Origin of the sequence: Methylocystis borbori (assembly GCF_036576025.1) — a bacterium.
In the GTDB taxonomy this organism is placed as follows: domain Bacteria; phylum Pseudomonadota; class Alphaproteobacteria; order Rhizobiales; family Beijerinckiaceae; genus Methylocystis; species Methylocystis borbori.
This window is the reverse complement of sequence record NZ_JAZHYN010000019.1, coordinates 24,015-35,800: the sequence shown is the minus strand read 5'-3', so window position 1 is coordinate 35,800 and position 11,786 is coordinate 24,015. Positions and strand designations below refer to the sequence as shown.

The 11,786-nt window shown below is 62.2% G+C and carries 10 protein-coding genes; 6 read left to right on the top strand and 4 right to left on the bottom strand.

What is annotated here, in order from left to right:
- Positions 1-10: 10 nt before the first annotated feature.
- On the top strand, positions 11-994 hold the full coding sequence (gene lpxK / locus V3H18_RS08310) for a tetraacyldisaccharide 4'-kinase (protein WP_332081555.1): 984 nt from the start codon (positions 11-13) through the stop codon (positions 992-994).
- Here the strand turns inward: lpxK and V3H18_RS08305 are convergent.
- The gene (locus V3H18_RS08305; protein ID WP_332081554.1) at positions 978-1,199 is read right to left on the bottom strand and encodes a DUF2093 domain-containing protein; all 222 of its coding nucleotides are present in this window, start codon (positions 1,197-1,199) and stop codon (positions 978-980) included. The two genes, lpxK and V3H18_RS08305, sit on opposite strands and share 17 nt — an antisense overlap.
- 375 nt (positions 1,200-1,574) lie before the next feature.
- Between V3H18_RS08305 and V3H18_RS08300 the strand changes: the two genes are divergently transcribed.
- A complete protein-coding gene (locus tag V3H18_RS08300) occupies positions 1,575-1,862 on the top strand; it encodes a hypothetical protein (protein ID WP_332081553.1) in 288 nt (95 codons plus the stop codon).
- 185 nt (positions 1,863-2,047) lie between these two features.
- Here the strand turns inward: V3H18_RS08300 and V3H18_RS08295 are convergent, their stop codons facing one another.
- The 3 genes from V3H18_RS08295 to V3H18_RS08285 all read right to left on the bottom strand — a co-directional run bounded on the left by V3H18_RS08295 (position 2,048) and on the right by V3H18_RS08285 (position 7,317).
- The gene (locus V3H18_RS08295) at positions 2,048-3,973 is read right to left on the bottom strand and encodes an OprO/OprP family phosphate-selective porin (RefSeq protein WP_332081552.1); all 1,926 of its coding nucleotides are present in this window, start codon (positions 3,971-3,973) and stop codon (positions 2,048-2,050) included.
- Positions 3,974-4,818: 845 nt separating this feature from the next.
- Positions 4,819-5,580 (bottom strand): tetratricopeptide repeat protein, encoded by a 762-nt coding sequence (locus V3H18_RS08290; RefSeq protein WP_332081550.1) that lies wholly within the window; start codon positions 5,578-5,580, stop codon positions 4,819-4,821.
- 102 nt (positions 5,581-5,682) lie between these two features.
- A complete protein-coding gene (locus V3H18_RS08285) occupies positions 5,683-7,317 on the bottom strand; it encodes a porin (protein WP_332081548.1) in 1,635 nt (544 codons plus the stop codon).
- Between the two features lie 291 nt (positions 7,318-7,608).
- On the opposite strand from V3H18_RS08285, the gene V3H18_RS08280 reads away from it, so the two are divergent.
- The 4 genes from V3H18_RS08280 to V3H18_RS08265 all read left to right on the top strand — a co-directional run bounded on the left by V3H18_RS08280 (position 7,609) and on the right by V3H18_RS08265 (position 11,731).
- Positions 7,609-8,841 carry a TCR/Tet family MFS transporter gene (locus V3H18_RS08280; protein ID WP_332081547.1) on the top strand — a complete coding sequence of 411 codons (1,233 nt, stop codon included), beginning with the start codon at positions 7,609-7,611 and terminating at the stop codon, positions 8,839-8,841.
- A 368-nt stretch (positions 8,842-9,209) separates the two neighbouring features.
- Positions 9,210-9,782 (top strand): HNH endonuclease, encoded by a 573-nt coding sequence (locus V3H18_RS08275; protein WP_332081546.1) that lies wholly within the window; start codon positions 9,210-9,212, stop codon positions 9,780-9,782.
- Positions 9,783-9,812: 30 nt separating this feature from the next.
- Entirely contained in the window at positions 9,813-10,346 is a 534-nt protein-coding gene (locus V3H18_RS08270) for a hypothetical protein (RefSeq protein ID WP_332081544.1), read from the top strand.
- A gap of 191 nt (positions 10,347-10,537) precedes the next feature.
- The gene (locus V3H18_RS08265) at positions 10,538-11,731 is read left to right on the top strand and encodes a hypothetical protein (protein ID WP_332081543.1); all 1,194 of its coding nucleotides are present in this window, start codon (positions 10,538-10,540) and stop codon (positions 11,729-11,731) included.
- Positions 11,732-11,786: the final 55 nt, after the last annotated feature.

Below are 11,786 nucleotides of genomic sequence, written 5' to 3'. Positions count from 1 at the left end.
GCTTTCTAAAATGCGCGCGCCCGCGTTCTGGCGGGACGACTGCGCATTGTCGCGCCTTCTCTCTCCGCTCGGCGCCATCTATGGGCGCTTCGCCGGCGAGCGCCTGTCGCGCGAGGCGCCGCGCGCGCCCCTTCTAGCGATCGTCGTCGGCGGCCTGACGACGGGCGGCGACGGCAAGACGCCGCTCGTCCTCGCGCTCGCGCGGCTTCTGGCCGCGAGGGGCGAAAAGCCGGCGCTTCTCACCCGCGGCTTCGGGCGCAAGCGCGAGACGGCGCAGCCGATCGCCGTCGATTTGAACCGTCATCAGGCCGCCGACGTCGGCGACGAAGCGCTGCTGCTCGCGCGCGCGGCGCTCACGATCGTCGGGGCGGATCGTCTCGCGAGCGCGGCGCTGGCGCAAAGGCGCGGCGCGACCTGCCTTATTCTCGACGACGGCTTTCACAGCAGGCGCGTCGCCGCCGATCTCGCGCTCCTCGCGATCGACGCCGACTATGGCGCGGGCAATGGCCGCTGCCTACCGGCGGGGCCTTTGCGCGCGCCGCTCGACGCCCAGTTCACGGCGGCGGACATGCTTGTCGTCATCGGCGACGGCGCGCGGGGGACGGCGATCGCGGAGGGGGCGCATAAGCCTTATGCGCGCGCGCGGCTCGTCGCCGAGCCCGAGGCGGCGAAGGCGCTCAAAGATGCGCGAGTCGTCGCTTTCGCCGGCGTTGCGCGGCCCGAGAAATTCTTTCGCACGGTTGAGGCATGCGGCGCCGAGATCGTCGCGCGCGCTCCTTTCGGGGATCATCATCGCTTCACGGACAATGATTACGCCGCGCTTTCCGCGCTTCGGCAAAAATTCGGCGCGCATCTCGTAACGACGGAGAAGGACGCAGCGCGCATCGGCGCGCGGATGGCGACGCTCGGCGCCTCGACGCTTCCCGTAACGCTGGCGTTCGACGATGTCGGCGCCCTCGACGCGGCGCTTGCGCGGCTCAATCGGGCTTCTTGATCCCGAGGCGCATCAGCTTGGCGTGCGGGCCGCTGTAGGGCTCCTGCAGATCGACGTTCCAGTAGCGCAAATCCTCGAGCGGAATCGGCTCCCCCGTCACCGCGCAGCGCACATAGGCGCCAGGCTTGCGCACGCGATATTCGCCGTCGAGATATTCGACGACGGCCTCGTCGGCCGGCTGCGGTTGGCGTTCATAACGGTTCATGCGCGTTCTCAAACCATATCGCCGGGGGAACGGGCGTCGCGCCCAGCCGCCCAGCGTCGAGATAAACGACTTCATGGGCGAGCTTCAAGCGCCTCCTCGCGGCGAACTCATACGGCCGACAATAGCATCCGCAAAGGCCAATGGAAAAGCCCGCCGAGCATTCGGCCCGGCAAGCTCCATCTCACGCTGGGGGTTTAACGATCGGCGCCGCGCTACGGCGTTTCGTTCTTGCTAAAATGGGAAAACCGGCTCACTCTTTCGATCTACCGGCTGATCAGCTGGCGATCCCCGCGACACAGCCTTTCCAGGTCAATTCGGAGGGAAGCGATGCTCCGCCAAATTTGTTTGTCCGCCGCGATCGCTGCAGCTCTGCCCATGCCTGCGACAGAAGCGATCGCCGGCTCTCATGGCCGCTATGGCGTCGGCTACCACCGCAGCTACGATGTCGGATATCACGCCGGCTATGAGGAAGGTTATCGCCGAGGCTCCAGCGGAAAAGCCTATCGCGGCTACAACGGAGTCGCGGCCGCTCCCGCCGAAGCGTTCGCCTCCGCAGTGCTGGGCGCCACCTATGGTTATTGGAGCGACGGCTATCGGACTTACGGCGGAGACCCTTGCTACGTCTATAATGACCGCGACTGGGACTGGGACCGGGTCTGTTGATTTTCGCCGCGGGGCGCCTGCTCGCGCCCTGATGTCCGCCGCGCATATCCGCGACGCGCGCTATATCGCCTGTAACGCTCGGCGTTGAGACGATGCGGCGGCCGCATCGCGCGACATCTTCCAATGCCGCAAAAATGCTTCTGCGCCCCCCAGAGGGGGCGCAGAAAATTTTCGAGACGCAAGGACTAGAAGTAGACCTTCGCCCGCATTTCCAGGAACGTCGGGTGGGAGCCACTCTCGTAGGAAGACTGATTGTTCCAGTTCAACGGCGATTTCAGAGACATCACATGAGTCGCGTTGAACTGGAAGGCGAAGCCATTATCCGGGTACCAGTTGATGCCACCCGTAACATTTTGTTGGTAGCCGCCATAGACGCCGGAATTCGCGATGACGTTTTGCAGGAGAGTCGCATTGGCGATCTGGGCGGGCGTTCCCGGGAGGGCCCCGAACAAACCGAAAGCGTTATTGGCGACCGCCAGGTTGTTGTAGAGGGACGCTCCCTGGTAGGGCCCGTTGTTCAGATTAAGAACGCTCCAGCGTCCGACCAGACCCCAAGCGCCCCAGCCTCCCTTGGAGAAGGGATCCTTGATCTTCAGCTGGCCAAACGTGACGCCGTTCTTGTCTTTCATATCGTAGGATTGAGCTTTCTCTTCGCCCGTGATCCACCACTCGCCTTGCACATAGCCGCCGCTGGCCACGTAATTGGAATTGCCGGGGGAGATAAACAGCCCCTGAGTGGGCGAGCCAGTGCCCAACTGACCCAGTTGGGCCAGCGCAAACTGCTGAGCGCCGGACGTGTTACGGTTATAGTTCGCCATGAGCCACTCGCCCTGGACGAAGTAGTTTTCGTAGGACAATGCGGCCTCAAGATCGATCTTTTCGATATCCTTTATACAGTTGCCTGCGGCGTTATACTGGTTGAAGGTCACCGCAGGCGTCACGAAGGCGGCCGGCTGAGGGAAACGACCGCACGAAAGATCGGTCGTGCCGAGGAAGGTCGTGCCGAGGATATTGGCTTCCGACCCGAGGCGATTTCCCGGGGCCGAGTTACGATCGTCGTTGTAGGCCGTCGAATTATTCGGCTGATGGTAGCTTCCGGCGACGCCAATATGCACAAGTTGGTGCTCGTCCAAGATGGGCGCCCAGGTTACGCGGCCGGTGGTCTCCCAATAGGCGCCGCCTCCCCAGGGTTGATACCAATTGGCGTTTTTCACCCCGTAGCCATTATAGGCAGGCACCAAAACGCCCACATTTCCTGACGACGTATTAACCGGACGCGTGTTGAGATCCTGGAAGCTCAGCGAGTAAAGGCCGAAGTGAGCGGTCCAATTGTCTTTGCCGATCATGCCGGCCGCCACGCCAATATGACGGAAGGGCGCGATGGCGTCGACCGCAAGCGGCCGCTCGATGGTGTCGCGATATTTCGAGGACGCCAACGCCTCCAAGCTGAACGACTCGTACTGGCTGCCGATCTTGAAATAGACCGGCTCGGCGAGCAGCGGATGAGACAAACGCGGGTCTTGCAGACCAAGATATGCATCGCGGAATCCGCCCCAAAGGAAGTTGCGGTCGGTGACGTAGTTTCTTGACCAGAACTGGAGACCCGTGAGCGTGTTCGCGTTGGGCAGATTTGTATTCCACAGCTGCGTTGTGGAATTCGCGAAATCATACTGGATCTTATAAAACCAAGGCTTCGCCCTGCCTTCGACCTCGAGGCGCGCCTGGCCAAAACCAACATTGCCCTGCCAGCCATTGCCCGGAGAGCCGGCGGTGCCGCCTCCGTCGACGAAGAGGCGGCCGCCGATCTTGAAGGCGAAGGCCTTGTCTTCCGTCTCGATGAGAAGGCCGCTCTTCAAGCTGACGAAGACGGGCGGCGGCGGGGGCGGGCCGGGCGGGCCTTTCGCAACGGCCGCGTTGGCGACATTGGTCGCGCGCTGCGCTTGCGATTTCACCTCCCGCGCTTCCTGCTTCAGCTTGTGAATCTCGGCTTCCAAAGCCCGTAGCCGCGCCTCGATAGCGCTGCCGTCTCCAGCCGCCTTCGCGCCGGTCGCCGAAAGCAGAACGCCCAGCGCCACCCCGGCAAGTGCCTGTTTCTTCGTCGATATTCTCATGTCAGCCTCGCGCCATGGTTTTGTCTGTTGAAGACAGCGCGACTTAGACCTTCGGCGAATGACAGATGCGTGACAATCTAAGCTTTGAAGCAATCAATGTAAGTCATACATCCTATATTAGGCCGGCATGTTGCCTATTTGGCACAGTTTCTACTCATACTGAATTGTGACGTACGTACTCGCGTTCGCATGATTCGCATATTTTACGGGTTATCGACGCTAACGTTTAAAAATGTACGTACATATGTACTATATATCCAACATGAGACTCATCCGGTAGGAACGATAGGCGCTCATTGTTATATGTTTTGTGTCAACGCGATATATGTCACGAAATAACCTTTGATATGAAACGTACTGGAAATGATATCACGAAATATATACTATTCGAAAATATTCAAGAAATAAACTATGCTCTTGAGAAATGCTACGGCAACATAAGCGTGCAATTGTCGGCCGTGACGGAAGCGGACTCGCGTCAAGCATAGCGGCGCGACGGCCCGCTCTTCCCTTCACGCCCGCAAGGCGTTCGGGGAGCGCAGGAAAGGCGTTTTGGCGAAGGAAACCGAAACAGTAGCAGGCTTCTCACCTGCCGACCGTGGATCGAGCCCGCCGTCCATGGCCGCCTAACGGGCGCAATGCTTATCGCCAGAGGGGCGTGGTGGCGGACTTGGCTGAACGGGGCTGCAACAACCCTCGTCGATCAGCCTCTCGCAGAGTGGAAATCTGCGGGCGCTCCCGAGAGCGAGAGATCGGGCGGAAAGAATTAATGTCGAATGAGGCGCAAAATAAAGGGAGCGCTCCAGCGTCTCTGGAGCGCTCCCCGCGTCAGGCATGCGCCTGCGTCAATCGCAATTCTTGAATTTCGACTCCTGGCACTTGGCGGCCATCGCCTGCCCCTTGGCGAGCTCCTCCGGCGACAGGGTCTTCGCCGACAGGTCGCGCAGCGACTTCTTGTCGGCGTCGCTCATGGACAAGGAATCGCTCGCGATTCGCGTCCACATATATCCGCGCAGCAAGTCGCGCTCGACGCCCTGCCCCGCGACATACATGTTGCCGAGATTGAGCTGCGCCTCCGGATCGCCCTGCTCGGCCGCGAGCCGCAGCCATCTGACCGCTTCCTTGTAATCCTGGGCGACGCCGTCGCCATCATAATACATGCTGGCGATATTCACTTGCGCGGCGGCGAGGCCCTGACCGGCGGCCAGGAGATTCCACTTCATCGCCTCCTTGGCGTCTCTCAGGACGATTTGCCCTTCGAGATAGATGGAGCCGAGATTGAACTGGGCCGAGGGGCTGCCCTGCTCGGCGGCGCGCCGCGTCCATTTCAGCGCTTCCTTGGGGTCGGCGGCGACCCCTTTCCCGGCAAAATACATCACCCCGAGATCGGCCTGCGCCCGCGCGTCGCCCTTATCGGCGAGCGGTTTAAGCTGCTTGAAAGCGGCCGCGAAATCGCCGCGCCGCGCGGCGGCGGCGGCGTCTTCATATTCGCCGGCGCGCGCCGCGGTCATGGCGCAGGCGCAAAGAAGAGCCGCCAAAACGCGCGTCGCCGGCCTTCTGTCCCAGAGCGTTCCGAAAACGCTTGGGAAAGCGTCTTTTACAAACATCGTCCCTCTTTTCCACGGCGAAACAAAATTTAAGCTCCAAAGCAGGAAACGCCCCCGGCGGCGCCGGGAGCGTTCGATGTCAGCGAGCCTTCCGACGAAGGATCAGTAGTTCCACTGCAACTGCATGCGAACCAGATTGGCCTGGAACTGACGGTAAGGCGCAGCCTGAGTGTTCGTGCGGTCCATCTTCGAATAGTTCACCGTAAATTCAAGCTCCGGCAGAGGCTGATATTCGATGCCCGCCTCCCATTCGTTGATGCGCATCATCGGCGCGTTGTTATCGAACTTCGAGCCGCCATTGTAATACTGCCACTTCACGAAGGGGAAATAGGTGCCCGTGCCGAACTCCTTATCCTCATATTTATAGGTCGCTTCGACATAGCCGCCGGTCAACCGCTTGACTTCGATCGCCGTCTGCGTCGCATTGAGTTGCGGGCCGACGCCCCAGTTCCATTCAGCGCGCAGACCGAAGGGCTGCGGATAGATCACGCCGTTGACGACGACGCGCGAGTCTTGGACGCCGGCGCCATTGGCGACCACCGGTCCCCAGCCGTTCGTCGCGCCATATTGAGCGAGCTGGTAATTGCCAAGATTGTTCCATCCCGACCCGGCGACATAGGGCGTGAAGCCCGAGCCGATGCCCGAGTAGGGAATGTTGAGCGGAATGAAGCCCGCCCAATTCGTGCCCCCGCCAAGAGACGGCCGGATGCCCGTCGTATAGGGCACGAAGCGGCCCGTATAGCCCGCGACGCTGCCTTCGACGATCTGGCCGTTCTCGAAGACGTAAGGATAGGTGAAGCGCGCGACGAGATGCGTGCCCTTGTTGAGTTCGATGCGGTTGGCGCCCTGGCCGTTATAGACGCCGAAGGCGAACATGCCGTAATCGCCGGAGCCTTTCAGATTGTTCTTAACGAGGTCACGGAAGATCGGACGCAGATGTTTCGGCGTGTAGTAGAAGAACAGGCCGATGTCGCGTTCGTCCTTGCAGCAGCTGTTGACGGCGTCGGCGCGGTCGAGCGCAAGACGGTTTTGCGACGACTGCAGGTTTTCGAAGGAGTACGGGATTTTCGACTGGCCGGCGCGGACGCGGAACTCCTTGTCCTTGTCGAAGTAGATGTCCGCGTAAAGGTCGCGGATCTGGCCGAAATTGCCGGGCGCGGAGCTGTAGTTGCCGACCTGATTATAGCCCGGATAGGGGAAAAGAACGCCCGGATTATAATAATAATAGACCGACTGTTGCGCGAAGTTTGAATAGACGGCGGCGCCCGGCGAGTTCGAGAACGTGCCCGACGGCGAGCTCGCGAAGTCGTTCTGGAAGTAGAGATAGAGGTGTTCGGAAACGTCGCCGCTCAGGATCATTCGGGCGCGGCGGAGGAAGAAGTTCTGGCGCGGTCCCACCGATTTGTCGCCCACGGTGCTGATGTCGTTATAGAACGGCCCGCCGTTGAGAATGTCGTTATAGCGCATCTGCGTATAGCCGCGCAGGCTGAGCCGCTCGTACCAGTGCTGGGGCGGAGGCGGCGATCCGGCCGGCGCCGCATGGGCCGAGGCCACATGTTGCGCCGCAGCTTTCGCTTCTCTTTTCGCCTGAGCTTCGTCGGCTTCGAGCTTCGAAAGCCGCGCCTTCAGCGCGCGGATTTCAGAGGCCGTATCGGCCTTCGCCGGAGCGGCCTCGGCCATCGCATAGAGGCCGAACGCCGCGATGGCGAGCGCGTATTGTCCAACTCCGAGTTTCATTTGGCTTACCCCTGCTAATTGGTGATGCGGGAGAAAAGCCGGCCGGACATGACGGAGCCGTGACAATTGGGGGTCTGGACTCAATGTGACATTCTGCGACGGCGGAGCTGTGGCTCTCTTGCAACAATCCTCGCCGCTTTCCCTTGTTTTTTGTGGCTTTCAAGCCACAGACAAATTGTTTCTTATATGTTTGGATGAATTTATTCGCCTCTCCGAAAGGGCGCGGCGCGCCTTGCTTGCCGGCTAGATTCGCTGCTATCGGAATTCATCCCGCCCTCGTGAAGGCCCCATATGACGTTTGCGCCGAAGCGGCCCCGCAAAGCGGCGTTCGTCTTCATTCTCATCACCATTGCGCTGGACATGCTGGCGCTGGGCGTCATGATCCCGGTGCTGCCCATGCTCATCGCCGAATTCGAAGGCGGCGATCTGCGCGCGGCCGCCGGGGCGACCGGCGTTTTCGGTTTCGCCTGGGCGCTGATGCAGTTTCTGTTTCAGCCGGTTCTTGGCGCGCTGTCCGACCGCTATGGCCGCCGCCCGGTCGTGCTCCTGTCGAATCTAGGGCTCGGGCTCGATTACATCTTCATGGCGCTCGCGCCCTCGCTCGCCTTTCTCTTCATCGGCCGGCTGATATCCGGAATCACCGCGGCGAGCCTCTCGACCGCCAACGCCTATGTCACCGACATCACGCCGCCCGAGAAGCGCGCGGGCCAGTTCGGGCTGATCGGCGCCGCTTTCGGCGTCGGCTTCATCCTCGGCCCCGCGATCGGCGGCGTGCTGGGCGAATATGGCTTGCGCCTGCCCTTCTGGGCGGCGGCGGCGCTCAGTCTCGCCAATGCGCTCTATGGCTACTTCATCCTGCCGGAATCGCTTCCGCCCGAGAAACGAACGCCCACGATTCGGTGGCGGAGCGCCAATGTGCTCGGCTCGCTGGATTTTCTATGGCGCAAGCGCGCCCTGGCGCTGATCGCCGGCGCCATATTTCTGTCCTTTCTGGCGCATGAGTCGCTGCCGGCGCTTTTCGTGCTCTATACCCAATATCGCTATCATTGGGACGCCGCGACGACCGGCTGGGCGCTGACCATCGTCGGCGTATCGCAGACCGTCGTGTCCGGCGCGCTGGTGCGGCCGGCCGTGACGCGGCTCGGCGAGAAAACGACGCTCGCCGTCGCGCTCGTCTGCGGCGCCGCCGGCTTCGCGGTCTACGCCTTCGCCCCAAGCGGCGCGATCTTCATGGCGGCGCCGCCGCTCATCGCGCTCTGGGGCATGGCCAATCCCTCTTTTCAAGGCGTCGCCACGCGCTTCGCGAGCGCTTCGGAACAGGGCCGCCTGCAGGGCGCGCTGGGAAGCCTGCGCGGCGTCTCGGGAATGATCGGCCCGCTCTTCTTCACCCAGATTCTCGCGGGCTCCATCGCCGTCGGTTTTTTCCCGGGCGCCGGCTATTTCGTCTCGGCCCTGCTGCTCCTCGCCGCGCTTGTGACGGCGGCCGCCGCGATGCGGCGCGCCGACAGGGCGGATTCGGCGTAACCCGGCGCGCAAGACGCGCGCCCCCGCGCCAAGCGCCAAATAAAAGCGTCGCAGGCGACGCCAGCCGACATTTTTAATACTTTTTTTCGTTGATGGAATACAATTGACGAGTTTATTAAAATGGCGTCTATTTCCAATAAACCAAGCTAATCATGATATATTTCACGAATAATTGGCAATCTATTCGTTAACCTACGCTCTCTAAACAATTTTTTAACTTTGAGGCGTCGGCGCTGCGGCGCCATGCGGAACTTTTCGCGGCGCCTTCACAACTCTGTCGTCCTCCCTGTAAACTATGCGCCGACGCAAAAGGCCTGGACCTTGGCGCGGTCCGAAAGGCCCTTCTCAATCCGAGAGGCAGGCAAAGGGTGACCGCTCACTTCCGTCAACAGACCGTGTCGCCGCAGGCCTGTCCCGCGCTCGTCCTCAACGCCGATTACCGGCCCCTCAGCTACTATCCGCTCTCGCTATGGGGCTGGCAGGACGCGATCAAGGCGGTGTTTCTGGACCGGGTCAACATCGTCTCGGAATACGACAAGACGGTCAAAAGCCCGAGCTTCGAGATGCGGCTGCCCTCGGTCGTGTCGCTCAAGGAATATGTGCGGCCGACGCGGCAGCCGGCGTTCACGCGATTCAACGTGTTCCTGCGCGACCGCTTCACCTGCCAATATTGCGGCGAGCATGACGAACTGACCTTCGATCACGTCATCCCCCGCTCCAAGGGCGGGGCGACGACCTGGGAGAATGTCGTCGCCGCCTGCTCCGCCTGCAATCTGCGCAAGGGCGACCGCCTTCCAAATGAAGCGCATATGACGCCGGCGCAGGCGCCCTATCAGCCGAGCATCGCCGATCTGCATCGCAACGGGCGACGGTTTCCGCCGAACTATCTCCATGAGAGCTGGATGGACTATCTCTACTGGGATTCGGTGCTGGAGCCGTAAGGCCAGCGCCCTCCCGTCGAGATCGCATCGATGATTCGTCGCCTCATCGTCATGGCTTTCGGCTTCGTCGTCGCCATCGGCGTCGGCGCGATCTTTCTCTTCGTCTCGGCGCTGTTCGATCCGGCGACGCGCGAACTCGGGTTCGAGGCGGCGATCGCGGGCGTTTTCGCCTTCATCGACGAGGGACTGCGCGAAGGCGATTCCGAGACCCCTTTCGCGGCTTTCGGCTTCGTGCTTTGGGCGATCGTCGTCGCGACCTGCGTCGCGCCGCTCGCCGTCGCGGCGTTGATCGGCGAAATCGCCGGCGCGCGGACGCTCGTTTGGTATTCGGGCGTCAGCGCGACGCTCGCCGGCGCCTCGCCCTGGATCGCCCGCGCGGCGAAAGGGCTCGAGCCTACAAGGGAGGCAAATCCGCTCGAAAGCCGCATCGCCCTGTTGTTCTTTCTTACTGGCGCGGTCACGGGCGCGGTCTATTGGCTGATCGCCGCGCCGGCGGCGCCCGAGCGCCTCGACGCACGTCCGGCGTCCCGCCCGCTTTCCGATCGGACGAAATCGTCCGATTGATAGGAAATCGCTCCAAATTAATGGACGCGGCGCGATCCCCGATCCTCCGCGGTTCCTTTCAAGACCTTTTCAAGGCGCGCGTATGAGACAGTGTCGAATGGGGCGTAGGCGCCTCGAAATCCCCTGAATCTCCTGCAATCGCAAAGGGCGTCAGGATTGACGCTCCCAGCCGGAAATGCTCTTAACCGACCATGGCAGACTACCACTCATTGATCGCCCGGGCGGTCGCCGCTCTTCCACAGTCGACGCCAGACGCTCGGCAGACGGTCTATGAGCGCGCGCGCAAGGCGCTGTTCAATCAGTTGCGCGGCATTCAGCCGCCTGTCGCCGACGCCGACATTGTCGCGGAAGGGCGCGCGCTCGAGGAGGCCATCGCCCGCATCGAACAGGAGCTCTCCGGGAAAGGGACGCAGCCGGCGACGACGCCCGCGGCCGAACCGGCGCGTGCGCGGGAAGCCGTAAAGCCAGCCGAGGCGCCGCCGTCAAAGCCGCGCGAAGCGCCCTTTGCGCGGCGCGAGGCGCAAGACGCCGCCGCGCTCAACGAACGAGAAGCGGCGCCGCCGCGCGAACCGCAGCGCCCCGCGGCGCCCTTGCCGCCCGCCCCTGCCCCGCGGCGTTCGAAACGCCTCATCTTCTCCATTGTGGGCGTGGTCGTGGCGCTCGTCGCCATCGTCGGCTTTCTGGCCTTCCAACTGCGCGAACAGCCCGAAGACCTCGCCAAACTGAAGCCGGATGACGCCGCGACGGAGGGGTCGGCCTCCGGCAAGATCAATGATCGCGTCGGCGGCGATGGCGAGACCTCCGCCAAGGGGCCGGTCGCGAGCCAGCGCGGCCCCGTTGCGCCAGTCGCTCAAAAGGCGGAAATGTGGGTCGGCTCGCTCAGCGAACCGACCAAGGTCGACAAGATTTATAATGCCGCGGTCGTCTGGCGGCTCGAGAATGTCGGCGGCCCCGGGGAGCCTGTCGGCTCGGCGGTCAGAGCCGACGTCGACGTGCCGGACGCGAAGCTGAAGATGACGCTGCTGTTCCGCAAGAATACGGATGCGACGCTCTCCGCCTCGCATACGATCAACGTCTCCTTCATGCCGGCGGCCGATAGTCCGCTCGGCGGCGTCAAGGCGATCGGACCCATTCAGATGCGCCGCGCCGATGCGCAGTCAGGCGAGCAGGTCGCGGGCATTCCCGTGCCGATCACCGACAATAACTTCCTCATCGGTCTGATGCGCGGCGACCGCGAGGCGCGCAACGTCACGCTGCTGCGCACGCTCGCCGCCATGGATCTTCCCTTGCAGCTCAACGACGGACGCGCCGCGACGATCAATATGGAGAAGGGACCGTCGGGCGAACGCATTTTCTCCGAGGCCATCGACGCCTGGGGCAAGTGACATTCGATCGGGTTGAGCGGTTTGCGTAAGGCGTCATTCGCGATCGCGAAGCGTC